17 protein-coding genes are annotated in these 24,401 nt (G+C 60.5%); 9 read left to right on the forward strand and 8 right to left on the reverse strand.

Annotated features, from left to right (window positions below):
- The 3 genes from P5540_17640 to P5540_17650 all read left to right on the forward strand — a co-directional run.
- Positions 1 to 512, forward strand: a 512-nt coding sequence (locus P5540_17640) for a hypothetical protein (GenBank protein HRT66645.1), incomplete at its 5' end; no start/stop codon positions are given.
- 83 nt (positions 513 to 595) lie between these two features.
- A complete protein-coding gene (locus tag P5540_17645; protein HRT66646.1) occupies positions 596 to 2,644 on the forward strand; it encodes a M4 family metallopeptidase in 2,049 nt (682 codons plus the stop codon).
- A 1-nt stretch (position 2,645) separates the two neighbouring features.
- The gene (locus P5540_17650; GenBank protein ID HRT66647.1) at positions 2,646 to 3,542 is read left to right on the forward strand and encodes an immunoglobulin domain-containing protein; all 897 of its coding nucleotides are present in this window, start codon (positions 2,646 to 2,648) and stop codon (positions 3,540 to 3,542) included.
- A 71-nt stretch (positions 3,543 to 3,613) separates the two neighbouring features.
- On the opposite strand, the gene P5540_17655 is transcribed toward P5540_17650, so the two are convergent.
- Positions 3,614 to 7,051, reverse strand: a complete 3,438-nt coding sequence (locus tag P5540_17655; GenBank protein ID HRT66648.1) for a PQQ-binding-like beta-propeller repeat protein — start codon at positions 7,049 to 7,051, stop codon at positions 3,614 to 3,616.
- A 170-nt stretch (positions 7,052 to 7,221) separates the two neighbouring features.
- Between P5540_17655 and P5540_17660 the strand changes: the two genes are divergently transcribed.
- The 3 genes from P5540_17660 to P5540_17670 all read left to right on the forward strand — a co-directional run bounded on the left by P5540_17660 (position 7,222) and on the right by P5540_17670 (position 8,716).
- Positions 7,222 to 7,563 carry a histidine triad nucleotide-binding protein gene (locus tag P5540_17660; protein ID HRT66649.1) on the forward strand — a complete coding sequence of 114 codons (342 nt, stop codon included), beginning with the start codon at positions 7,222 to 7,224 and terminating at the stop codon, positions 7,561 to 7,563.
- Between the two features lie 23 nt (positions 7,564 to 7,586).
- The gene (locus P5540_17665; GenBank protein ID HRT66650.1) at positions 7,587 to 8,441 is read left to right on the forward strand and encodes a shikimate dehydrogenase; all 855 of its coding nucleotides are present in this window, start codon (positions 7,587 to 7,589) and stop codon (positions 8,439 to 8,441) included.
- An 89-nt stretch (positions 8,442 to 8,530) separates the two neighbouring features.
- Positions 8,531 to 8,716, forward strand: coding sequence for a hypothetical protein (locus P5540_17670; GenBank protein ID HRT66651.1), 186 nt, complete (start codon positions 8,531 to 8,533; stop codon positions 8,714 to 8,716).
- Positions 8,717 to 8,882: 166 nt separating this feature from the next.
- Here P5540_17670 and P5540_17675 read toward each other — a convergent pair whose 3' ends face one another.
- From P5540_17675 to P5540_17685, 3 genes are read right to left on the reverse strand one after another with little or no spacing between them, the layout of a single operon-like run.
- Positions 8,883 to 9,935, reverse strand: a complete 1,053-nt coding sequence (locus tag P5540_17675; GenBank protein ID HRT66652.1) for an SPFH domain-containing protein — start codon at positions 9,933 to 9,935, stop codon at positions 8,883 to 8,885.
- On the reverse strand, positions 9,932 to 11,170 hold the full coding sequence (locus P5540_17680) for an SPFH domain-containing protein (protein HRT66653.1): 1,239 nt from the start codon (positions 11,168 to 11,170) through the stop codon (positions 9,932 to 9,934). Before P5540_17680 ends, P5540_17675 begins: the two co-directional genes overlap by 4 nt.
- Positions 11,171 to 11,206: 36 nt before the next feature.
- Positions 11,207 to 13,543, reverse strand: coding sequence for a YfhO family protein (locus tag P5540_17685; protein HRT66654.1), 2,337 nt, complete (start codon positions 13,541 to 13,543; stop codon positions 11,207 to 11,209).
- Positions 13,544 to 13,888: 345 nt separating this feature from the next.
- Between P5540_17685 and P5540_17690 the strand changes: the two genes are divergently transcribed.
- Positions 13,889 to 15,427 carry a CocE/NonD family hydrolase gene (locus tag P5540_17690; GenBank protein ID HRT66655.1) on the forward strand — a complete coding sequence of 513 codons (1,539 nt, stop codon included), beginning with the start codon at positions 13,889 to 13,891 and terminating at the stop codon, positions 15,425 to 15,427.
- A 29-nt stretch (positions 15,428 to 15,456) separates the two neighbouring features.
- Here the strand turns inward: P5540_17690 and P5540_17695 are convergent, their stop codons facing one another.
- Positions 15,457 to 17,265, reverse strand: a complete 1,809-nt coding sequence (locus P5540_17695) for a right-handed parallel beta-helix repeat-containing protein (protein HRT66656.1) — start codon at positions 17,263 to 17,265, stop codon at positions 15,457 to 15,459.
- Between the two features lie 3 nt (positions 17,266 to 17,268).
- Positions 17,269 to 19,659: a glycoside hydrolase family 95 protein gene (locus P5540_17700; GenBank protein HRT66657.1), complete on the reverse strand. Its 2,391-nt coding sequence runs from the start codon at positions 19,657 to 19,659 to the stop codon at positions 17,269 to 17,271.
- A 277-nt stretch (positions 19,660 to 19,936) separates the two neighbouring features.
- Between P5540_17700 and P5540_17705 the strand changes: the two genes are divergently transcribed.
- Entirely contained in the window at positions 19,937 to 21,214 is a 1,278-nt protein-coding gene (locus P5540_17705; GenBank protein HRT66658.1) for a Gfo/Idh/MocA family oxidoreductase, read from the forward strand.
- Positions 21,215 to 21,259: 45 nt separating this feature from the next.
- A complete protein-coding gene (locus P5540_17710) occupies positions 21,260 to 22,732 on the forward strand; it encodes an SGNH/GDSL hydrolase family protein (protein ID HRT66659.1) in 1,473 nt (490 codons plus the stop codon).
- A gap of 71 nt (positions 22,733 to 22,803) precedes the next feature.
- Here P5540_17710 and P5540_17715 read toward each other — a convergent pair whose 3' ends face one another.
- On the reverse strand, positions 22,804 to 23,844 hold the full coding sequence (locus P5540_17715; GenBank protein ID HRT66660.1) for a Gfo/Idh/MocA family oxidoreductase: 1,041 nt from the start codon (positions 23,842 to 23,844) through the stop codon (positions 22,804 to 22,806).
- 15 nt (positions 23,845 to 23,859) lie between these two features.
- The coding region (locus P5540_17720) for a DegT/DnrJ/EryC1/StrS family aminotransferase (GenBank protein HRT66661.1) at positions 23,860 to 24,401 on the reverse strand (542 nt) is incomplete at its 5' end.

Genomic DNA, 24,401 nt, shown 5'->3' on the forward strand with positions numbered 1-24,401 from the left:
CTGTCTACACATTCTTGCCTTCGGAGAAGTCCAATTCCAGCGCGGGCGGGACAGGCGAAGGTGAAGGTGAAGGCGAAGGCGAAGGCGAAGGCGAAGGCGAAGGTGAAGGTGAAGGTGAAGGTGAAGGTGAAGGTGAAGGTGAAGGTGAAGGTGAATATGAAGTGATTGCGATGCTTGCAGTCGGGAATTTGTTGTCTGTGGGCGAAGGCGAAGGTGAAGGTGAATACGAGTGGTCATCGAGTGCATATGTTAGAATCGAGCGCGTCGATGATTCAGGTAAAGTCACACTCGCAAATAAATGCGCGTCTCTAGACATCAATGAGAATGGCTCTATCAATGTCACTGGAAAGACCATTGCATTGTCCAGTGACGCTGACGCAACCGTCAATATCGACAATGACGCCAATGTGGATATTTCAGGGAATTCCGTCAATTTGTCCAGCGATAGCGGCTCTGGACTCTCAGTGGCCAGCGATGGGAGCGTCATCATACAGTTGGTTCCTGCCAGCTAGAAGTGTCGGATTCGGAAAGTAAGATCGCAAATATGCGTATGCAGACCAAGACTGCGGCAGGAAGTTGAAGAGGAGATGTAGGTATGAATAATACTCTTCTCACAAGTATCTCCGTGTTGTGCTTTCTGTCTTGTTCGCTGTTCTTGGCGTGTACCGCTTATTGCTTTCCAACGACACACGATGAGAAGGTTGTTAAAGAAGCGAAGCAACGGATGTTGCAGTCCATATCCAGCCATAATCCCCGCGATGTTCGGACAGGAAGGTCCAAAGATTTTTTCGAGTACGTTGGCTGCAAGAAGGGCACTCATATACCCGTGAGTGTCAACAAGAATGCCGACTCCGCAGAAGTCGCCAATGCTTTCATGAACCAGTTTGGCCCAGCCTTTGGCATATGGGGACCAGGCATCGCGAACCGCCTGAATCGCGACCAGATCCGCAAAGAAGGAAAGGTGTTGCGCATCGGACAGTCATACACAGGAATCCCCATCTTTGGTTCAGAAATCGTTGTAAACCTCTCAAATGACAACGGAATCCGATCGGCCATTGCCAAGGTCGCGACGGCATCAGAATTGTCCAAGTTTATCCAGCCCTCCTCGATCATTTCTGCGTCGGAGGCCATGATAAAGGTCGCCGAAGATCTTACGAGCAAAGGAATATGGCCACAGAGACAAGTGGGTGCCCGCTACTTACAGAGTCGGACGATGGACTACGACTCCACACTGTTAGTTTTCGCGCCATCGGTATTGAATCTTCCGGGCTTACCTACATTGGCTTGGCAGATAGACCTGCGCGGAGAAATCGGAGTCCGATATATCATCAATGCTGAAAATGGGATAATATTGTCGAAATATAGGCTTTACTATAACATTATTGATAGGAGAGTATATGATAATGATAACCAAGATAACTGCTGGCTTGGTACTCTAATCAGATCTGAGGGTCAAGGGCCCTCAAACAATCAAGCCGTAGACGATGCATATTCTTACCTTGGTTGGGCCTACACTTATTTCTATAATAAATATGGGAGAGATAGCTTCAATGGACAGGGTGCAATATTATTTGTAGGCGTCAACTACTGCTGTGAAGTATTCTTTGGGAGTGAGTGTCCGTTGCGGAACGCCGGTTTTTTTCTTTATTCAATTTTCGTTTTCGGTGGTCTGGCGCTAACAGACGACGTTGCTGGCCATGAGTATACTCACGGTATTTCTCACAATATATGTAATTTGGTTTATGCACAAGAGTCAGGCGGAATCTGCGAATCCTTGAGTGACATATTCGGAGAATTTATCGACTTGGAGAATGATCCGGACGATCTGAATGATAAATGGCTAATTGCTGAAGATACGCCAGGCGGTCCTTTCAGGAGCATGATGACGCCGCCCGCATACGATTGTATCGATAAGAAGAGTGACTTTGTAATGGACATGGATCCACATATCAGCTCAGGTATTTCCTCAAAGTTATGCTACCTAATTACGGATGGTGATACCTTTAACGGTATATCCGTTGATCCGTTATCTTCAAATAATCTAGTAAGTATGAACCTAACTGCTGATCTTTTTTATGCGACAATGTGGCTTTTGCCTTCAGCCAGCGATTTCGACTGTCTTTACTACGCCTTGACGCAGTCCGCTGTGGACTTGGATTTCACCGACACACAGAAGCAATCCGTGGAAGACGCCTGCGAGGCTGTTGAAATCATACCGTCGCCGGGCTTTGTGATAAAGGCAGGTGCTGCCGGGTATCCGCTCGCCCGCTTTACTCCCGCCGGCGATCTTATCATGTACACCGGGACCGTTCACGCGCAAGCTTCCCAAGGTAATCTAGCGTCCTCGGGGACAGAATTCATGGTGAAGAATGCGAACAGCAACCTTCTCCGACTTCCTTACGAAACTGGCGAGATGTACATTGCCGGGAAACTGTACACCAATGCTTCTGGCTTTTCGGATCCCCCGCTTGCATTGAAGATCAACTCCGGTGAGTCTTTGGTCGCATTCGTCACAGGAGCTTCTTATGTAGATTCGGTGCTTGAGCCAGCCGGTGCGCATATCGTACCTGCGGGCAGTCTTATCTTGGCCGGTAATACTATTTACAAAGATGTACCGAACGACCGAATGCGCAAGGAGATATGACATGGCTTCCTTTCTGATCGTGCTTGCGCTTTGCTGTAATTGTTTCGCCGCCGAGCCGATGGAAGCGTCCTTCTGCAGCGTGTGGCCGCTCGCGGCAGGCAATGCGTGGCTTACCCTCAACCCTAGGTTCGAAGTGGTCAGTCAGAACACATACAATGGCTATACGGCTTGGCGCATGCAGTTCACCTTGCACGGCATCGCCGGCGATACGACCGTGTCGGCATACTGGACGTTCGCCAATGGGTGGCTTTACGAGACGGCCAACGAAGCGGACCTCGCGATGCTTCCAGAGATTGCCGACGGTATGTATCGAGTCTTCCCTGCCGTGTTCCGTGATGGCGAGACCTTCACTATGGAGGGATTCATCGGCCGGGGAGCTCCGATCAATCTCACGCCAGTTGTCACGAATGCCGGAGTACAAGTGAATGCCGAAGGGATACAAGTCCCTATTCTTACCTTGGTGCGAGGCATGGGTCCCGGCAGTTACGATTTGCCTTTTGTACATGCCACGATTGTCGGAACCTGCTCCGGCCTGTATGAAACAGAAATCTCGACGAGTTCCCCAAAATGGGTGGAGGCCGGGCAATTTGTCCGTCTTGAGGTGCCGGTGTCGTCAGGATCGCGTTTTCAGTGGTATAAGGACGGCGCAGCCCTTGAAGACGCCTCGACGAGCACGTACGTCAAAGATCCGGTGGCGTTGGAAGATTCCGGAAACTACACATGCCGCGTCTGGGAGGGACCTGTGCTGTTTCACGACACAAGAGCCGTTTTCGTGTCGGTTTTTCCGGAGGGCACATTGCCCGTGGCTGGAAAAGCCGGATGGGTTGTCCTGGCGTTCGCGCTCGTCGTCATGGGCTGTACCGCGATCCAGCGCGCACACGACAGAATTCAGGCATGACTTTGGCGGTTTGACCGTTTGACATGGACTTTGCCGGTTTGGACGACCTGCTCGCGGTTATGATTTCGTTTTCATGATGGCGGTTTTTTGTCGAAAGCCGTCATGGCGGCCGCGCAATCGAGCAGTTCGCCGCGCAAGGCATTGACGGCGTCGTCGTTGTTGGTGGCGTCAATGGCGGCGCGGCCGAGTCCGAGCCGCATTTCCTCGTAACTCTTGTCCATCCATTGCGCGAGCGTCACGTCGGCGGCGCGGCGGATACGGGCCTGGAGGTCTTCGGGCAACGGCGTGTCCTTGTCGGCGAGCCGCTGTTTCAACGCCATGAGAATGCGCGTATCCTCGATGCCCTCGCGCACGCCTTCCCAGCGTCGGCTCGTGACGGGGCCGTCCGTGCCCGGATAGACGATCATATAGTCGATTTGCATGCGCTGCCATGCGTCCGGCCCCCGGTTGTAGCACCAGAAACCGAGACCCGTCGCGCCGTACCGGTACGCGAACAATGCCGCCGCGCGGTATTCGGCCACGACGTTGATGTTGCGCAGGTCCGTGCCGATGGGCCGCGCATAGGGGTAGCCGCAATTGTAGGACCACAGTTGCTTGCCCGGTTCGCGCTGAATCGCCATTTCCGGCGTTTTCTCGGGCAACTGGTGCAACCCGGGCGTCCAGATGTCCACGTAGGGCTTCATGGCCTCGAACATCGGCAGTTCGCCGCCGCCGTCTATGTAAAGCAAGATGTCCGGCCGGACGGATTTCAGCGCCTTCCCGAATTCGACGACCTGATTGACCGCGTCCCAGCCCACGCCGCCGGGTTCGTCAACGGGATACAACGCAACTTGCCCAGCCGTAAAGCCGAATTCGGCCAGATGGTCCAAATGCCGTTCGAGAAAGTCCTTGAACTCGGCGGCATACCCCGGTTCGCCGAGTTTCGCGCGAAACGATGGAATGCCGTTGAGCAGCAGCATGACGTCCGCCCCGCGCAGCCGTTCGAGCAATGAATCGAGGCTGGAGAAATCCACGCCCTTCAGCGCGCCGTCCGCGTCGAATTGCGGCTTGCCCCAGCCGACCGGAAAGACGTTGTTGCCGTGCGCGAGCAGATCCGCCGCCTGCGGACCGTCCGCGTCGGCCCATGTGCACAGGCGCACCGCGCCGTATGGCGCCATCGCGAACGGCAGGACCTCGATAGCCGTTTCGACGACCGTTTCGGGCGCGGGCACGTCCGCCGCCGCGCCGGATTCATCGAGCACGCCTGCACCGTTGATGGCTTGCAGCCGAATCGTAAAGGCAACGTCGCCCGGTTGGGCCGATCCGAGGTCCACGTCAACCCACAACTCGCGCGTTTCGAGCGACGGGACGCGGATGACGGACGCGGGACCCAGCCGCGGCAGGGCGTCCCACGATTGCCGCCCGACGCCGGTCGGCGTGGCCAGCGCTTCATGCGCGGCAATCTTCAAGCCATCAGGCACGTCTTTGAAGAGAACGCGCACGACCAGTTCGCGATCCGTCACGTTGAACAATTTCAACGAGACCGGCTCGTGTTCGCCCGGCACGGCGCGCCGGGCGATCTTCAGCGGATTTTCGGCGCGTTCGGGAACGAGCGTGTCCACGTTGCGGCTGTCCCAAACGGCGTCCTCGAATGCGATCAAACTGGCGGAAGAGCCAAGCGCGGCGGCTTGGCGCGCGGTTGCGGCCACCCGCAATAGACGTTTCGCATGCCTGTTCAACTGCGAGACTGCGGCAAAGGCTTCCTCCTCGTGTTTCGGCCCGCCGCCCGCGGCGGCATCCACGATTGCGAACGCGGATTGCATGGCGGCATCGAGCAACGTCTTTTCGCGGACCAGCGCTTTTACCGTCGCGGGCAGCGCGGCCGCGAGGTCTGCCGCCGCGGATTCCAAGGCTTCCGAAGCGCGCGCGGCCAGTGCGCGGTCGTTCGCGAAAGGCAGCATGGACACCTCCCGCTCACCCGACGCGAGAACGAGTCCATCCGGATTCGCTAGTTGCCAGGTGAAACGATACACGCCCGCGCGGAACGGCTGGATGGCCATCGGAAGGACGCCCGTGTCGCCGACTATCTTCGTCGAGGCGCTTACGCGCGCGCCGTCGGGGCGCTCGCACGCGGCCGACGCCGTCAACACGGACGCCTCCGACGCGGGACGCCGGATTCGGAACAGAATATCCTCGCCGATCAGGATGCGATCAGGCGCGAGATTGGCCGGCGTCATGGCGGTCGTGCCGGCGGACGCCAAATCCAACCATGCGCCCTGTTTCCTCTCATTGCCGCGATAGGCGGCCCATTGAATGGCCGTGCCGGGGTTTGCCGGCGTCTTGAAGCCAAACAGCCGGCCGGATTCGCCGCCGGCAACGATCATCGAAAGACAATCTTTCGCCGCCGCGAGTTTGCCGAAGGCCGGCGTGACGTTGATCGTCCGGCAGTCGAATTGATGGTCGAATCGCGTCCCGCCATGGCCGTCAAGCACCATCAAATGGCCGCCCTGCGTCGAAAACGCGAACTCGATGCTCCCGTCGCCGTCCATATCCAGCAGCGCCCCGGCCGCGAGCGTGCGCCCCTGCATGTCTATTTCCCACATCGCGGCGCCATCCTCGTCGAAACGGTGGACGACACCCATTTGCGTGATGACGAACACGTCCGCGCGCCCGTCGAGGTCCATGTCGCCGACGGAAATGCCCGATGCCGCCGCGCCGCGCGTCGTGCGTTGCCACCGTTCACGACCCGATGCGTCGAAACAGTACAGACGGCCGTCGTTCGATGCCGCAACGATTTGCCGCGCGCCGTCGGAGGCGGCGAAGACGACCGGCGCGGACGTCGCCCATGTCGGCGATTCGCCGCCGATCGTCGCGTGCCAGCGCTCCGATCCATCGTTCGCCAGCGCATACAAAAGACCCTTGTTCGTGCATACGATCACTTCGCATTTTCCATCCCCGTCGAGATCCGCCACGGCGGGACTGACCGGCATGCCTTTCAGCGCCGACTTCCAGATTTTTTCACCGGATTCGGCCCGAAATGCCCACACCGCGCCCGTTTCGTCCGTCTGCACAACCTCAAACGCCCCGTCCCCATCCAAGTCCGCCGCCACGCTGGCCGACCACGAGGACGGCCCGTCGAGTTGCGCGTGCCAGCGTTCGACGCCCGCCCCGTCAATGCACGACATCCAGCCGCTGTAATCCGCCGCGAAGAGGAGCGCCGGCCCCTTTTCGACGGCCAGTACGGCGGGATACGTCATGAAACGCCCCTTCGTCCGCCACCGCCACAACTCCGAGCCATTGCCGTCCAATGCGATCAGTTCCTCGCGCCCGGCGGCGATAATCTCGTCCAGTCCGTCGCCATTGATGTCCGCGACCGATGCCTGGCTTTCAAGGAACGTCTTCGTGTCTGTCGTCCACAGCGGCATAAGTTCCAAAGGGGACGGCGCGGCGGCACGGGCGCCGCCCGCGGCCATTAGGCCCATGACAATGAGAAATACAACGGCTACACGGCAGGCAATAGCGTTTTTCATGCGATTCTCCTCGGACTTGCGATGTACGCGTAGCCGATTATGCCCAATTCGGGCGCCCGTTCACACCCCGCGCGCGGCCCCGGAAAAACAGGGACCCTTGCGACTGATTGCATTCACGACGGAAATCGCATACCCTGTTTTCGACACAACGGAACGAAAGGAGCCAGCGCATGGCGGATGAATGTATTTTTTGCAAGATTGCGTCGGGAGAAATCCCCTGCGAGGCCGTTTATGAGGACGAGGACGTCTTTGCGTTTCGGGACCTTCACCCCGGCGCGCCGTCGCACGTGTTGGTGATTCCGCGCCGCCATATCCCGCGGATCACGGACACGGACGACGCCGAACTCTTGGGCAAACTCCTGATCGGCGCCAACAAGGTTGCCGAAAAGGAAGGCCTTATCGAAAAAGGGTTCCGTTACGCAGTCAATTTCGGCGAACACGGCGGCCAACTGGTCATGCACGTCCACATCCATGTGCTGGGCGGGCGGCCGTTGGCATGGCCGCCGGGTTGATGGAACCCGGGAGAAGCACAGGCATGATTGACGCCCATACCCGGTTGTGCGCGGTCATCGGCAATCCGGTCGGCCATTCCCTGTCGCCGGCCATCCACAATGCCGCCTTTCAGGCCCTGGGATTGAACTACGTCTACGTCGCGTTTTCCGTGACGGACGTCGCCGGCTGCCTTGCGGGCATGCGCGCCATGTCCGGTTTTCGCGGCATGAGCGTTACCATTCCCCATAAGCGGGCGGTCATGGAGCATCTCGACCGCATTTCCCCGATGGCGGTGCGCGTCGGCGCGGTAAACACCATCGTCAACGACGACGGACGGCTCGCGGGCGACACGACCGACGGACCGGGAACGCTGCGCGCATTCGCGGAGGCCGGCGTGGCGCTGGTCGGCAAGCGCATCCTGTTTCTGGGAGCCGGCGGCGCGGTCCGTTCGGTGGCCTTTGCCATGGCGGAGGGTGCCCGCGCGGCCCGAATCACCATCCTGGGACGCACCGCGTCCCGCGTAAAGGAACTCGCCGACGACCTTCGCGCCAAGACGCCCGCGGCCATCGAAACCGGCGATCTCGTCGGGGATCTCGCGGACGCCATCGCGGATCATGAAATCATCGTGCAGGGCACTCCCATCGGGATGTATCCCGATTCCATGGACGATTCGCCGGTTCCGCACGAATGCCTGAGACCGGATCTCGTCGTGTTCGACATGGTATACCGCCCGCTGAAAACCCGTTTGATCCGGGAAGCCGAAATCGCCGGCTGCAAGACCATCCTGGGGGTCGAAATGCTGCTGCACCAAGCCGCCCTCCAATTCGAATTGTGGACCGGCGCGCCGGCCCCGCTGCCCGTGATGCGCCGCGTGCTCCTTGACAATCTGGCCTCATAACGATATGCTGTCCTCGGCAGTGCGAGAGGTTGGGGAGGACCGCAAGACGCGGACGAGCGTAGCCACGACGGCGAAACGGAGGGCGTTCCATGCAAATCCAGACGTTCGTTGGGAAGGTGAGCATCGAAGGACTCAAGCAACTGGACGAGCATATCAACGAGTGGATCGTCAAAAACAAAATCGAGCCCAAACAAATCCACCAGCAATTCGGATATGAACGGCACCATCACATGACCGAAGAGGAACCGGTGCTGATTGTCAGCGTCTGGCACTGACCGGCCCGCGCGCCCTCGAGACGGTTGAAACGCATTGGAAAAGTTACTTGGCGCGAAAGAGGGGACGCCTGTCCGGTCTGTTGTTCCCGGAACCCGTAAACGCCCGACACCACGCAAACGGAACAGTCTGCCCCGCCCTTTTTCCGTAACACGCCCGTGAAGACCGCTATTTTTGGGCGGAAGCGGGCGGCGCCTGTTGCGCGGCGGCCTTGATCCCGTACAGTTCGAGCAACGCGTTGATATTGGTTGAACGGACATCGAATCCGCCGGCCATGGGCACCAGCGCGACGCGCTTGCCGGCCAAGGCCTTGGCGACGGCCAGTTTGACGACCGCCTCGCCGCCGGGTCCGTTGAGCGCCTCGTTCATCTTGCGGATGGCTTCGGCCTCGGCGCGGCCTTCCGCCAAGATGGCTTCGGCCTGGCGTTCCATCTGCTTGTATTGCGCGTCGGCCTTGATCACGGCCTGTTTGTACGCGCCGTCGGCTTCGGCCCGCATGCGGGCGACATCGCCCTTGGCCTCCTCGACCTTGGCCCGGTATTCCTCTTCGGTGGCCATTTTGGTCGAACGGGCTTTTTCGACGCGCTGCTCGGCGACCTTCCGCTGCTCGATCGCGGCCTGATAGTCGGGATTGAAGCGGTAATCGCTGGTGCCGACATTCTCGACCACCACGCCATAGGGCGACAGGATTTCGTTGAGCACCTTGACGACTTCGTGCGCCTTTCCGCTGCGTTTTTCGGCCAGATAGAAGTCTTCGGTCTTCAGTTCGCCGAACACATCGCGGGGTTTGCTGCGCGTGACCGCGCGAATGATGTTTTCCTTGAGTTCGTCCATGTTCGTCGCGACTTCCTGAAGGATCATGGGCGCCTTCTCGGGATCGATCCGCCACGAAACGATGATGTCGAGGCTGATGTCGTTGCCGTCCACGGTCTTGAACAGCAGGTCGTCGCCCCAGCGCCGGTCGCCTTTTGTGTTGACGCCGCTCATTTCGAGCGTGTTCAGGCGCGTGTCGAACGTGTTCCAGTCATTGAAGAAAGGCACGAAGAAGTATGTCGAACCCGGCGGGTACACGCGGTTTTCGACGCCTTTCGGGCCCATCAGCGGAAACTTGCGCGTGCGGACGCCAACCTCGGTCGGACCGGTCGAACGGGGAACGCAACCCGCCAGGCAGGCCACCAATACCGCCGCGGCGATAAGGCGAAGGGCATGTGCGTGTTTCATTGGACGCCTCCTTCCGCCGGAACGGCGGACGCCGGGGTTTCGGCCATCGTCGGTGCATTCTCGCCGGCCGACGGCGCCCCGGACGGTTCCAGCGGCGGGGGAAGGGCCGGCGGCGGCCCCGTTGAGGCGCCCGAGTCCACCTTGACGCCGAACATGTCGAGCACGGAATCCAGCGCGAGCGGATTGACGCCCTGATCGCCCCCGCACGGCACGACGATGGGATCGATCCCCTCGAGCACCTTGACCATTTCGAGCGCCACCTTGCGATCGTAGCCGCCCAACTGCATGGCGGCATTTTTCCATTCGGTCGCTTGGGCCTCGGCTGTCTGCACGAGCAGTTTGCCCTCGGCCCCTTTCCGGCGCGTGTACAGTTCGGTTTCGGCGGCCTTCTCAGTCTTGTAGGCTTCGCCGCCCTCCAATTCCAGTTTGACGAAAACCTCGCCTTCCTGCATGGCCTTCTTGATGGCCGCCTCTTCGGTGTTGGCCTTGGCTTCGGCCTGGTTCTTGAACACCAGTTGATCCTGCAATTTCTTGGCCTCGATGTTCTTCTGGATTTCGTCGCTGTACTTGAAATAGCGGATCAACACCTGGTCCACTTTCATGCCCTTTGGGGCGATTTCCGCATCCAGCAGCGTCTTGGCCATTTCGGTTTTCTTCACGCGCAACGGGCTGTTGTAGAAATCCTCGGTTTTCAGTTCGCCCAACGTCTGCTTGAGGATGGGTTCCGCCTTGGGAAGGATGCCGTTGTTGAGATAAAGCAGGCCCGGCCCCAGTGTCGTCATCAATTTGTACGGATCCACGATCCGGTACAAAATCGTCACGTCCACATCCACGAAAAAGCCGTCCGACGTCTGAATCTTCGCGGCGCGGGAATACGAATGCGACGCCAACGATTTGTCCGGCGCCCTTTCCGCAAGGGACAGTTCCAAGACCAGCACCTGCCGCGGGAAATGGTGCATCTTTTCCATTCCAAACGGTTTTACAAACCAATAACCCGGACCGTAAACGCGTTCCTGAACGCCGCGGTCCATGCCGATCTTGACTTCCTTGATTCCGAATTCATTCGGCTTGACGTAATCGAAAATCGAGGCGGCGAAAGCCAGCGGCAACGCCACGACAAGGACCATCAGGCAGCCCAGCGTCTTGGCGCGCGGCGGCAGGGCCGGCCATTGGAACGGCGCTCCCTTCGGCCCGACATACAGTGGACCCCGGCCACTCGGATCTCTTGTGCTCATGCGTGTACCTCCCTCTTCGCGCTAAACCGCGAGCCATCATACCATAAGACGGCGCGATACATGGATTCCCGCCAACAGCATCGCGCACACGGACAGGACCATGCCCAGACGAAAACTCTCCGGATTGTACTGGAACACGACCGTATGCCGTCCCCCGGGAACCGACACCGCGCGAAACGCATAATAGGCAGGCAGAATTCGGACGGGGCCGCCGTCAATCGTCGCGGTCCAGCCCGGATAATACGCGTCGCCGAGCACCAGAACGCGCGGCCCGGGCGCGTCCGTTTCCATTTCCACGCGCGTCGTGCCGTAATGAACGATCCGGACCGTGCCGGTCGAACCGTTCCGATCTTCCGGCAACGCGATGTCGGGCGGTTCCGGCAGCAACACTTCGCCGCGCGGATCGAACCCGGGATCGCGCAAAATCGCAAAGAGATCGTTCGTGTCCGGAACGATGCGCGCTTTGTCTGTTAGAAAGGCGCGCGGCAGCACGCGGTTGTTTTTATAAATTTCCAGCCCGTCAATCGTATCCAGCCGTTCAAAGCGGCCGGATTCGTGCAGGGGAATGGGCGGCCCGGCCATTGCGTTGTAACGCCATGCCTCCGGATTGACAAGGTAATGCGTGACGTTGTACACCGGCTCGATGGCGTTCCATGCGTCCGTCTTGAGAGTCTGTCGAAGGCGGATGACGCGCTCCGGGTAAATACCGTCATAACCGTTGATGTCCTGGATTCCGTAGGGCGTCATGAATCCCGGCGGCACCATCCCCTCGAGCAATCCCACGCGGCACGGTCCGGGAAGCGCCTGAAGATAGCGGGTCAGGGGCGTGTCCGGATACCACAGAGACCGCGGCGTCGTGACATTGATCCCCCGCCACGCCATCAGGAGATCCGCCGCCACCAGCAACGCGACAAGGGCCGTCGCGGCCCTTGGCCGTTTCATCCTTACGGCCGCCGCGAGAACGAGCATCGTCGCGAGTCCGGCGGCGGCGCACACCATCCAGTGGCCGGTCACGTAATCCTCCATCTTCAACATCCGCACCAGCGGCGCGAAGAACCGATAGACAAGCCATGTCGTGAGATGGATTCCCGCGAAAGCGGCCATGCACCACGCCAAATCGCGCAGGCGGGGACGGCCTTCGAGCCATGCCTGCAGGACCGTCGCCGCCAACAGCGGCAAGGCGAAAACGGCAAATCCAACATAGTAGGTCCGCTTGACAAGGTTGAAACCCGGCAACGCATGCAGCAGGGCAAACGGGGGCGCTTCAAATGCAAGCAACAGGCATATCGCGGCGACCGCCGCAAGGCCGATCGCGCGCGCGCGCATCCGGCGGTCCATGGCCGGGCGCGCCAGCAGCAACGCCGCGACGATCCAAACCGGCAGGCCCGCATAGCCCATCACGAAACGGTTCATGTCGAGTTCGCCCCAGTAGTTTCGTTCGAGGGTCGTGCCGAAAAACCGGGGGATCCAAAGGCTCGCAAGCGCGCGCGCGGGCAACCCCGGATGAGGCCCGAAATTCGCGTGCGCGCCCGCGCCCGGCGGCGTGCTGTTTACGACGTATTCGAGAAACGGCAGCAATTGCGGCGCACACACGATCAACGCGACGAGCCAGCCGCCCAGCCACACACCCAGCGGCTTCAAAATCCCCCCGGTGCGCGCAAGCGCCAGTCGAAAGACCATGTATATCGCAAGACACACGTTCAGCACGAAAGCCGATTCGGGATGGCCCGCGAGGAACATCAGCGTGCCGCCGATGGCCGTCGTCCAGAATGCGCGCCGGAACCGGCTTTCCAGCGCCCACTCCGCGCCAAGGAACACGATCGGAAACCATGCCGCCGCATCGGACACCGGCCAGTACGCCCAGATGAATACATAGCCGCTTAGCATCCACGCGACCGAAAACAGGCGCGCCGCGCCCGCGTTCAGGCGCAAGCCGCGTCCGCACAAGTACGCGGCCATTCCCGCCAGCCACAATTTCAAGAGCACGAAAACCGTGATAGCCGCCGGAAACGACAACACGCGAAACAGCAGCCGCGGCGGATAGAACACCGCGCTCTGGCAATTGGCGAGCAGCGGCATCCCCGCCAGTTCGTGCGGATTCCACAGGGGCCATTCCCCCGCGTCGAGCGCCCATTCCGACACATGATAAAAGGGCAGGAACGCAGACAGCGGATCCGACATGAGATAATTTTGCGACCGCGCGAACCCCTGCGGCGCATGCGCTTTCCACGGACGGCACTCGTACAGAATATCCGAAGGAAACGCCGCCTCCCCCCGCAGAAATACGCCCGGAAACGCCGCCCCCAGCAAGAGCAGCAACACAAGGCCATGGACAAGCCCTTCGCGCAACGGCGTCGAGTCCCGCAACGTCATAATGCCCGCTAGTCTATCGGCGCGCACAAGACCGATGCAAAGCCGTCCGTATTGGAACAAACAACTCCGATTACCGTCTCTCGGGGAAAAACCCCATGGTCCCATGGCGCCCCGGCGAACGATGTTTTTCATTTCAAACAACGGAAAATTGACACCCGTGTGGATGCGCGCTATCTTAATTGGTTGTAAAAGCAGTAAAGCCCCTTTTGGGGCGGCGTTGGAGAAAGTATTATGGGGATTTCTGCCCGAACGAGTCGGACTCGTTCACTCGCGTTTTTCGGCCTCGTATTTTTTTCCTTTCCTGTCTTCGCGTTCGTTGTTCCCAACGGAATGCTGAAGATTCCAATGGCCGACGGAACCTTGCTGGCCACGGATTATTATTTGCCCAAGGAAGGCGGGCCGTCGTGGCCCGTGGTTTTGTCGCGTACAACCTATCCCCGTTCGCAGGGGATGCGGCGGGCGGAACGGTATCTCGATCGCGGTTATGCGTTCGTTTTCCAAGACGTGCGCGGCATCGGGGGCAGCACAGGCGACCGTAACATCTTTTTCGCCGACGGCTGGCGCGACGGCAAGCAGGACGGCGCCGAGACCGTGGCGTGGATCAAGAGCCAGCCTTGGTGCAACGGGAAGATCGCCACGGTGGGCGAGTCGGCTCTCGGCATCACCCAGGTTCTGCTGGCCCCCGCCACGCGCGACCTTGCCTGTCAGATCATCGTCGAAGCCCCGTCCAACTTCTACCATAACTTGGCGTATCAGGGCGGCGTGTGGAAAAAGAATCTGGCCGACACCTGGCTGTCTGTTCTGAGCCTTCGCGAAAGCACGCCCATTTACAAGGGGCATTCCGGCTGGGATGAATTCTGGACCCACTACGACGCGGAAACCAAGGCGCCCGACATCACGGCGCCCGCCATCCATATCGGCGGATGGTTCGACATATTCCTCCAGGGCACGATAAACAACTTCATGTCACGCCAATACAACGGCGGCCCGGGCGCCAAAGGCAACCAGAAACTGATCATGCGTTTCGCGGTGCACAACGGCAGGGATGACCGCGATTACAAGCCCAATCCGAACCGCCGCGACCTGGACATTGGTCAAATCGAACGGCAGTTCATGGACTATTGGATGAAAGGCGAACCGAACGGGATCATGGACCAGCCCGCCGTGTGGTATTACACGATGGGCGACGATCGCGATCCCAACGCGCCGGGCAACGAATGGCGCACCGCCAACGACTGGCCGCCGTTCCCAACAACCGCCACGCCGTTTCACCTTGCGCCGGGAGGGGCGCTCCTGCCGGAACCGAACACCGAATCCGTGCGGTTCGACTACGAGTTCAATCCGCTGAACCCCTTGCGCACGGACGGCGGCGGCAACCTCTTCATGCCCGCCGGTCCGCACGATCAACGCAAGACGAACCGAAACCGCCGGGACGTGCTGAAATTCGCCACGCCGCCTCTGGCGGCGCCGATCGAAGCGACCGGCCGCGTCTCCGTGAAATTGTTCGTCTCCACGGACGCGCCCGACACCGATTTCACGGCCAAGCTTGTGGACATTTTTCCCCCGGGCGACGACCGGGAAATCTTGATCCTCGACGGCATTCAACGGCTCAGGTTTCGCAACGGCTTCGATTCCCCCGCGCCGCCACCCGCCTCGCCGGACGATGTGTTCGAAATCACGATCGATCTCTGGAGCACCAGCTGGATTTTCAACACCAACCACCGCATCGGCGTGCAGATTTCCAGCAGCAACTATCCGCGCTACGAGGTCAATCCCAACAACGGGGACGATTTCCCCGGCAAGACCGCGATGCGCACCGCCCACAACGCCGTTCATGCCGGCAAAGCATATCCGAGCGCCCTCATCCTGCCCGTCAGGCAATGAACGGACCCGGAACGGCCCTTTTCAAAACATCAAAGTTTTTCGATGCCCGCGCGTTGCGCGATGGCCTCGGGAAATCCTTCCTCCCCCGGGGCAATGCCGAAGAAGTTGTCGTGCTCGCGGCAGGTTTCGATGCGGTTCTGGCAACGGTTGTTGTAGTTCATGGGCGTGGCCACGTTGTAGACGCAGTTTCCGGTAATCTCGATGAATCCGCTTCCCTCGTCGAGGTAAATGCCGCCGGGACCGCCGCCGACCGTGTTGTCGTGGATGTGGTTGCCGCGGATGATCGTGCCGGGCTGGTTGCCGAGCGTGTAGATGCCGCCGCCGTCGTTGCGCCTGAGCATGACATCGTGGATATGGTTGTACTCGATGCGGTTGTTCGCGGCGGGCGTCGGCGACTCGTATTTATACGGTATCGCATAGCCGCCCGCGCCCGCGTCCGCCTCGCCCCAACCCCATCCGACGGACACGCCGCTGTAGGGCAGGTCGTGGATGTGGTTGTGGGCGATGATCGTGTCGCACACATAACCCGCAAACACGCCGATACTGTCTTGGTACTCGACGCCGATATCGTGAATCTCGCAGTTCAGGATCCGGTTGCCCCGGACGATCAAGCGCGGATCGTCCGGATGGTGGTCCGGCGCCAGCACATCGCCTATTTGGATGGCGCTGCCGCCGATATCGAAGAAGCGGCATCGCGAAACCACGGTGTCCCGCGATCCGGTTTCCAAGTCGAGTCCCGCGCCGCCCAGCCGCGTGAACGTGCAATGCTCGAAATGGATGCCGTGTCCGGCATGCACAACGACGTTGGCGGGACTCTTGATATATTCGTTGTGCACATTGACAAGGTTGCCGTCGCGCTCGAAGATATTCGTCGCGGCGAACGTGAAATTGGCCTGCTCGTCAATGTGGCCGATGCGGTTCGGTCCCAACCATGTGGCATCCGCGAACGTGATGCCCTCGAACCGGATGTTCGCCGCGGGTTGCCCCAGGGTTCCCCGGACCTCGACGAGCGTTTCGAGAACGGGCACGGCGGCCTTGGCCACGGCCATGTCTTCTCCGTCGCGCGGCAGGTAATGGAGCGTGCGCGCGGGCTTGTCGAAATACCATTCACCGGGTTCGTCCAGAAGTTCGAGCGCATTTTCGACATAGGCCGGCGTGGTGGCCTGGACGCCCTCCTTGCGCGACGCCAGCATGAACCACGGTTGCAGCATCGAGACGCGCGCCCGGCCGTTTTCCGCTGTGATGGACCGCACTTTGCAAATCATGTGCGCCCACGAATTGTAATAGCCCAGTTCGATGTCGGACGGATTGCGCCACGACGCCATCTTTTCATCGGGGAAAAAATGCCCCGCGTCGCCGTCGAAATACTGGAGATCGCCAAAGCGCTCCGTGTTTTCGGGCGCCGGACCGCGCGCGCGTTGCGCCCGTTTGCCGTTTACATACAATTGCCGGAAATCGGCCCATTCGACCCGCGCCTTCCATCGGCCGTTTTCATCCGGCGCCCAGCCCGTGACGGCCCTTGCGCCGCTCACGACCGGCCGCGCGCCGTCCGCCGCCCGGTACGTCGTGTTGGCGTCGCGCGCATCCAGCCGCCATGTCTCTTCCAGCACAAAGGTTCCGTCCATCAGAAACACCGTCACGCCCTGGTTCGTCGAAGCGGCCAAGGCGCGCGCGGATTCCTGCGCGCGCGCAATCGTCCGAAACGGTTTTTCTTCCACGCCGGTATGGGCGTCGTCTCCTTCGGGCGACACATAAATGGCCGGGGGCTCTTCCGCGCCAACCGGGAAGGACATCGCGGCCAACACAACCAGTATTCCATGCAACGCACACCTGTTCATTCGTCAATTCTCCTCGACATTCAATTCGGGCGTTATTGTATAAACGCCTTGGGCCTTTGCCTTGAACTCCGCCGTCTTGCCCGCATGGCGAACCTTGCAGTCCCCCGCGTTTCGGGCGCGAATGACGGCTTGTGCGAGACAGCCGTCTTTCCACGTGATGTCCACTTCATATCCCCCGCGGGCGCAGAGACCGGTTACACGGCCGTCGGGCCATGCCTTGGGAAGCGCGGGCAGCAGATGGATCGCACCGTCATGACTCTGGAGAAGCATTTCCGCGATGCCGGCGGTGGCGCCGAAGTTGCCGTCTATCTGGAACGGGGGGTGGTTGTCGAACAGGTTGGGCAGCGTGCAGCGGTCGAAAAGTTGGGCGAGATGCTTGAACGCCTCGTCGCCGTCGCCGAGGCGCGCGAAGAGTCCGACGAGCCACGCCCGGCTCCACCCCGTGCCGCCGCCGCCGTGCGCGAGCCGCGTATCGAGCGATTGGCGCGCGGCCCGTGCCAGATCGGGCGTGGATTCGGGCGTGATCCAACGTCCGGGATAGACGCCGAACATGTGCGACATGTGACGGTGACCGGGTTCGGGTTCCTTGTAGTCCTCGACCCATTCCTGGAGGCGGCCGTCTGCGGCGATTTGCAGCGGCACGAGTTTTCCGAGGGTTTCGCGCAGGGTGCTGCGGAAATCGTCGTCCATGCCGAGCGTTTCGGCGGCGGCAATGCAGTTGGTGAACAGGTCGTGAATAATCATCGTGTCCATCGTGGCCGAGTACGTCTGCACGGCCTTTTCGCCGTTCGGCTTTTCATACCGGTTTTCGGGCGAATGCGACGGCACGGTGATGAGTTTTCCGGCGAAGCGCGATCCTTCCGGCGCGGGCACGAGAAAATCGAGGATGAATTGCGCGGCGTCTTTCATGATGGGATACGCGCGATTGCGAAGGAATTCCACGTCGCCCGTGAACGCATAATGTTCCCACAAGTCCTGCGACAGCCACGCCGCGCCCATCGGCCAAATGCCCCACGGACCGTCCACGGGCGCGGCGGCGCGCCACAGGTCCGTGTTGTGGTGCAGCACCCATCCCCGGCATTCGTAGTTGACCTGCGCGGTGTGCGCGCCGGTGACGTGGAGATCTTCGAGCATGCGGAACAGCGGCTCGTGGCATTCGGACAGGTTCGTCGTTTCGGCGGGCCAGTAATTCATCTCCGTGTTGATGTTCGTGGTCCATTTGCTGCCCCAAGCCGGTTCGAGTTGATCGTTCCAAATGCCCTGGAGATTGGCGGGCTGGCCGCCGGGGCGCGACGACGAAATCAGCAGGTAGCGCCCAAACTGGAAATAGAGCGCGGCGAGGTGCGGATCGTCGCCGTTTTTGAATGTCTTGATGCGCTCGTCGGTTGCGCGGTACATGGGCGGCGTCCGGCCCACGTCGAGCGTGACGCGGTTGAAGAGGCGCATATAGTCCTCGCGGTGTGCGTCGCGCAGCGTGTCGAAGGTCTTCGCGGCGGCGGCGCCCATTTGCGCCTGAACCCGCGCGACGGGATCGCCGGAAACGTCCCGGTAATTCGTGTAACTGGTGGCGCTTGTCAATAACAGCGTCACCGTGTCGGCCCGGCGCACCTCGATGCGGTCGTCTTTTGCCGCAACCGTCCCCCCCTCGATGACGGCGCGCAGGGCTGTCGCGAATGCCAGGCCTTCGCCGCCCCACACGGCATTGCCTTTCTTGTCGCCCGCGCGCGGACCGAGCCGGCCAATCATCAGCAGGCCGTTTTCGCCGTCCGCACGGGTTTGCGTGCCGGGATGGGGACTGGACAGGATCGCATCGAAGGAAAAACGACCGAGCCGTTCGGACGTCATCCGCACCACGATGACGTTGTCCGGGTAGGACGCGAAAATCTCCCGCTGGATCAACGCGTCGCCCACGCGATAGGACACATTCGCCTGCGCGCGGGCGATGTCGAGTTCGCGGCGGTATTCGCGGGCGTCTTTATGTCCGGGAAACGAAAGGATCAAATCGCCCAGCGGCTGGTAGGATTGCAGGCGCGCTGGAATGCTCATGAGATGTTCGCCGCCGAGCCGTTCCGCCTCGTTTTCCTTGCCTTCGAGAATGAGCCGGCGCATTTCGGGAAGATATTTCGCCGCGTCCGGATTCGTGTAATCGTGCGGGCCGCCCGTCCAGAGCGTGCATTCGTTCAGTTGCAGGCGTTCCTCGCCGGGCAAGCCGAACACCATCGCGCCCATGCGCCCGTTGCCGATGGGCAGCGCCTGGTTCCACTCGGCCGCCGGGGCCGGATACCACAATTTGAGGTCGTAATCCACTTTCAGGTCTCCCGCGCCCGCCTGCGGGCAAATCAGTCCGGCCATCCACACAACGCCCGCTCCGAACAACGTCCACTTCGATGCCACGTCTTTGCCTCCACCACAATCGAAAATCCGCCACCCAAAAGGTTTCTTTGTTTGCGCCTTCCACGCACCATGCATGAACGTTGCAAACAAGAAAATCGCATCCCTGACTGCGTTTGGGCAGCCGGACCGCTTGAGGAACATCGTAAGGCGGCCTGGCCGCAATGTCAAAGCCGGCGGCGCGATTCGCGCCGTTTGCGGTCGGCATGGAAATAAGTTTAGAGTGAATCAGGCGGGATGCCCGCGGCGGGATTCAATCAATCGAAGGAGGTTTGCCGGTATGCAGAAAAAAGAAATGCGAGGAACGGGCTTGTCGCGTCGGCAGTTCATGGGCGGCGCGGCCGGCATGGCGCTGGTGGCGGCGCACGGCATGGCGCATGCCGTGTCGAAAAGTCCGAACGAGCGCTTGGGCGTGGGGCAGATCGGCTGCGGCGGGCGCGGGAGCGGCCACATGCAAATCCTGGATTGGCTCAAGGACAACGGCGGCGGCGTGGAAATCGTCGCCGTCTGCGACACGTACCGGGGCCGTCTCGATCGCGCCGCTAAAAAATACAACGCCAAGGCGTACATGGATTATCGCGAGATGCTCGCCGATCCCCGCGTGGATCTCGTGTGCATCGCGACGCCCGATCATCAGCACGGGTATCAGGCGCTCGACGCGATTCGCGCCGGCAAGGACGTCTATTGCGAAAAGCCCGTCACCCACTGGCGGCAATTCGATCTGACCAAAACACTGGCCGAAGAAGTCAAAAAGACCGGCCGGGTGGTGCAGATTGGCGCGCAGGGCATGTCGGACAGTGCATGGCGGCAAATGCGCAAACTGATCGAGGAGGGTCTTATCGGCCAGCCGATACACGCCGAATGCGGTTATTTCCGCGTGGGCGATTGGGGCGAGCGCGGCATGCCGATTGACGATCCGAACGTGAAACCGGGGCCGGATCTCGACTGGGACGCTTTCCTCGGCGACGCGCCCAAGCGGCCCTACGACGTGAGCCGTTATTTCCGCTGGCGCATGTACGAAGATTACGCGGGCGGCCCCTCGACGGACCTCTTTCCGCACAGCCTGACGCCGGTCGTCTACATGCTCGGCGTCGGCATGCCCGCCATGGCCGTCGCGACCGGCGGCAAGTTCCGCTATGAGGAACGCGAGGTCCCCGACACCTTCAACATGCTCATTGATTATCCGGAAAAGATCACCGTCGCCGTTCTCGGCACCCAGGGCAACGATTATCAGGCCACCGGCGGACGAGGCGCGCCGGGCCGCGTGCCCGTCATCCGGGGCTGGGAAGGTTCGCTCACGGTTCAGGACAAGGAGATTGTGTTCATTCCCGCGGACGGATCGAAGAAAGAACCACAACGCTTCCCCATCGAGGCTCCGGAAGACACCACGGCCCATTTCAAGAATTTCATTGATTGCGCGCGCGCCGGCAATCCCGCCACATGGAGTCCGATGGACCTCGCCTTCCGCGTCCAAACGGCCCTGCAGATGGGCACGCTCGCCTTGCGCAATAACAAAGTGGCCCGGTTCGATGCCGAAAAGCAGCAGATTGTCTTGTAATTTTCCGGTTTGCCTTTTCCGCGCGCCGCGAACAGGGAAACGTCAATGAGAACCGCCGGACGCATGGCGGCCTGGTTTTCCGGGGCGCTGCTTTGGCTCACGGTCGCGTGCCTTGCGTTGGAGGCGTGGGAACGCTACCGTATGCCCCGCGTCGAACAGGCCGCCCGGGCGTACGGCGACAAACGCATGGCCGAGGGATACGCCCGAAACCTTGCCGTCCTGCAGGCCACGCCGGCGCCGCCGCCGCCGGATTTCGCGCCGAAGGAATTGCCGGCACGCGGCGAGTTTGCCGGACGCGACGAACAAGGGCGCATGCGCCTCGCCGCGGAGCGTTCCGAAACCATTTTCCTGTGCAATGACCGGGGCATCGTGCAGGCCGTCTATCCGGACGGCCATTCCGCCTCGGTTGAAGAATTCGCTTCCCGCATCAAGACGGGCGCGCCGATCCAGGACTCGTTTCCGGAAACGGAACGGCAGGATGCCGCAAATGCGTTCCTGGCCGCCGTCTCCGGGAAAAACCGCCAGACGCGCGACTATCCCCTTCCCCGTGCGGACGGTTCCCTGAACGTGTTCGAGTTCACCTTCGTTCCGGTGGGGGGAGAAAACAACGCCGTCGCGGTGTTCGTGCGCGATTCGATATGGGATGTGTTATGGAAGAAATTCCGCCCGCACGTCTATCGGGACGATCCGTACATCTTCTGGACGAACGCGCAGGGTTTCCGCGGGGACGAGATTGCGCTTCCAAAACCCGCGGGGATCTACCGAATAGTGTGCATCGGCGGTTCGACCACCGCCGAGGGACCGCGAAACGATCTGACCTATCCCGCGATTATGGAACGCGAGGTTCGAAAGAGGCTCGGCACGGACCGAATCGAAGTCGTCAACGCCGGCATTTTCGCGCTGAATTCTTTCGGGGAAACCGAGCGGTTCGATGATTATTTGAACCTGCAACCGGATTTGATCGTCCACTACAACCTTGTAAACGACCTGAACGATTTGAAGGACTGGATCATTCCGAAATCAGCCGCCGCCGAACCCCTGAAAACATTGAAATGGATCGGCCGAAAATCGTCGTTTCTCCGCAACCGATTCAACCGCCTGCTCATGCTTTCCGAACCGGAAATGGAAGCGCGGCTGCGCGAGGGCATCATCGCCAACCTGCGGACAATGGCGTCGCGCGTCCAAGCGGCCGGCGTTCAAATGGCCGTGTGCAGTTTCGCCTGTCCCGCGGCCGAAATCATGAGCCAAACGGAAAAGGACTTCTTCAATTGGCGCATGAACGCCGGCTTTTCCGGCGCTATCGCCGATATCGAAAGTTACGCGTGGGCGGTGGAGATATACAACCGCCTGGTGCGGGATCTCTGCCGCGAACAGGGCCTGATCTACATCCCCGTGGCCGAACGGCTGCGCGGCGGCATAGACGCTTACTCGGATCAATGCCACATGTTCCTCGACGCCATGCAGCGCAAAGCCGAAATCATCGCCGAAGTCGTCACGGCCCACATCCGCATCGAGTAAACATACCCGTCCTGTATTGTCATCGTCGCCGCCATCGCGCCTGAAATTTCCTGACATGGGCTTTGCCCACGTTAGGGAGTAATCACTACGCGGCGTCCCGACGCCGCCGATTCGTAACACGCCGCGAGAACTTTTTGGCTCCAGAGTCCCAGTTCGCCGCCGATGGGCGGCGCGGAATCTGCCAACACCGCGCGCGAGAAGGCCTCGACTTCGGCGCGGTACATGTTCAACGGCAACGGCGCTATCGCATGGCCGTCGTCGGCGCCGCGCGTCTGGGTGGCTTCGTAGGCCTTATCGGTTTCTTCCAGAAATGCCGTCATCTGGCCGATTTCGCCCTGGCCGATGGTGCCTTCGGCAAGGATGCTGCCTTTCGATCCGTACAATTCAAGCCGGTTTTTCGAACTCGCGTCCGGCACGTTGAACAGGCAATCCACGACGCCTTTCGCGCCGCACGCGAAATCGAGCAAAACCACGGCCGTATCTTCGCTCGCGTAATCCTGGACAAGGTGGCCGGTTGCGCAGAAGACGCTCGCGACGGGTCCGAAAAACATTTCAAGCAGGTCTATGCAGTGTCCGCCCATGTCCATCAGGCTGCCGCCGCCGCCTAGCCTTGGATCTTGCCGCCACGCGCCTTCGATCGGCGGATACCAGCACGAAAGCTGTGCCCGCGCCAGCACCGGCGTTCCGAGGCGTCCTTCCTGCACGAGTTGAAGCGCCGCGCGGTGCTGCGCGTGAAACCGCATCATGAACCCGACGCCCAGTTTCATGCCGTGCGCCGCGCACGACGCGATCATCCGCTCGCCTTCCTCGACCGTCATGCCGAGCGGCTTCTCGCACAACACATGCTTGCCCGCCTCCGCCGCGCGAATGACCTCATCGCAATGCCGGTATGCCGGCGTGGCCACATAGACAACGTCTGCGCCGGAAGCCAGCAATTCGTCTTCCGTCGCGCATGCCTTTGCGCCGAATTGCTCCGCCACTTCGCGATTCGCCTCGGCGTTTATGTCGTATACGGCCGCCAATTCCGCATTGTCCGCCATCGCGATTCCTTCGGGAATCGTCCGCCGCCGCGCAATTCCCGCCGATCCCCATACACCCCATTTTGTCTTCATGTCTTGGATCTCCTCCTATTTCGCATAGGCCGCGATGACTTTTTTGATGCCCTTGGCGATGCCGCGCATGTGATGTTCTTCGTACGTTGGAAAGATAAACGTGATGAACGTGCGCGACTGGTGCCAGATGGCGTTGGGCACGTCCACGCGCGTGTAGTCCACGGACGCCGCGTCCGCGTATTCCTTGCTCTTGAAGGGGAATCCGGAATTGCCGAAAGCGTTGTGTTCCTGGAACGCGCGCTCCGTGTGGCACTGCGGCCAGAAAACTTTCCAGCACGGCGCGCCTTCCGCTCCAAGCGCTTCGAGAAACTTCGTGATGTCGCAACGCATCCGGTCAATGTCGAGCGTGATAGGGAACACGTACCAGCCGTTCCGGCGTTCGGGCGTATCCACGGGCAAGTACAGGATTTGCGGGATGTCCGCCAGTTCCTCGAGCAGGATGCCCGCGTTGCGGCGTCGGCGCGGCATGTTCCAGTCGTCCATCCGGTCGAGTTCCGCGAGACCGATGGCGGACTGCATTTCGGTCATGCGGTAATTCCAGCCGACCCTGTTGTGGA

The organism is Candidatus Hydrogenedentota bacterium, assembly GCA_035450225.1.
In the GTDB taxonomy this organism is placed as follows: Bacteria; Hydrogenedentota; Hydrogenedentia; order Hydrogenedentales; family SLHB01; genus DSVR01.

What these genes read in the sequence shown, in the direction of transcription:
- P5540_17645 (HRT66646.1), top strand. Translation starts at nt 596, where the DNA reads ATGAATAATACTCTTCTCACAAGTATCTCCGTGTTGTGCTTTCTGTCT.
- P5540_17650 (HRT66647.1), top strand. Translation starts at nt 2,646, where the DNA reads ATGGCTTCCTTTCTGATCGTGCTTGCGCTTTGCTGTAATTGTTTCGCC.
- P5540_17655 (HRT66648.1), bottom strand. Translation starts at nt 7,051, where the DNA reads ATGAAAAACGCTATTGCCTGCCGTGTAGCCGTTGTATTTCTCATTGTC.
- P5540_17660 (HRT66649.1), top strand. Translation starts at nt 7,222, where the DNA reads ATGGCGGATGAATGTATTTTTTGCAAGATTGCGTCGGGAGAAATCCCC.
- P5540_17665 (HRT66650.1), top strand. Translation starts at nt 7,587, where the DNA reads ATGATTGACGCCCATACCCGGTTGTGCGCGGTCATCGGCAATCCGGTC.
- P5540_17670 (HRT66651.1), top strand. Translation starts at nt 8,531, where the DNA reads ATGCAAATCCAGACGTTCGTTGGGAAGGTGAGCATCGAAGGACTCAAG.
- P5540_17675 (HRT66652.1), bottom strand. Translation starts at nt 9,935, where the DNA reads ATGAAACACGCACATGCCCTTCGCCTTATCGCCGCGGCGGTATTGGTG.
- P5540_17680 (HRT66653.1), bottom strand. Translation starts at nt 11,170, where the DNA reads ATGAGCACAAGAGATCCGAGTGGCCGGGGTCCACTGTATGTCGGGCCG.
- P5540_17685 (HRT66654.1), bottom strand. Translation starts at nt 13,543, where the DNA reads ATGACGTTGCGGGACTCGACGCCGTTGCGCGAAGGGCTTGTCCATGGC.
- P5540_17690 (HRT66655.1), top strand. Translation starts at nt 13,889, where the DNA reads ATGGCCGACGGAACCTTGCTGGCCACGGATTATTATTTGCCCAAGGAA.
- P5540_17695 (HRT66656.1), bottom strand. Translation starts at nt 17,265, where the DNA reads ATGAACAGGTGTGCGTTGCATGGAATACTGGTTGTGTTGGCCGCGATG.
- P5540_17705 (HRT66658.1), top strand. Translation starts at nt 19,937, where the DNA reads ATGCAGAAAAAAGAAATGCGAGGAACGGGCTTGTCGCGTCGGCAGTTC.
- P5540_17710 (HRT66659.1), top strand. Translation starts at nt 21,260, where the DNA reads ATGAGAACCGCCGGACGCATGGCGGCCTGGTTTTCCGGGGCGCTGCTT.
- P5540_17715 (HRT66660.1), bottom strand. Translation starts at nt 23,844, where the DNA reads ATGAAGACAAAATGGGGTGTATGGGGATCGGCGGGAATTGCGCGGCGG.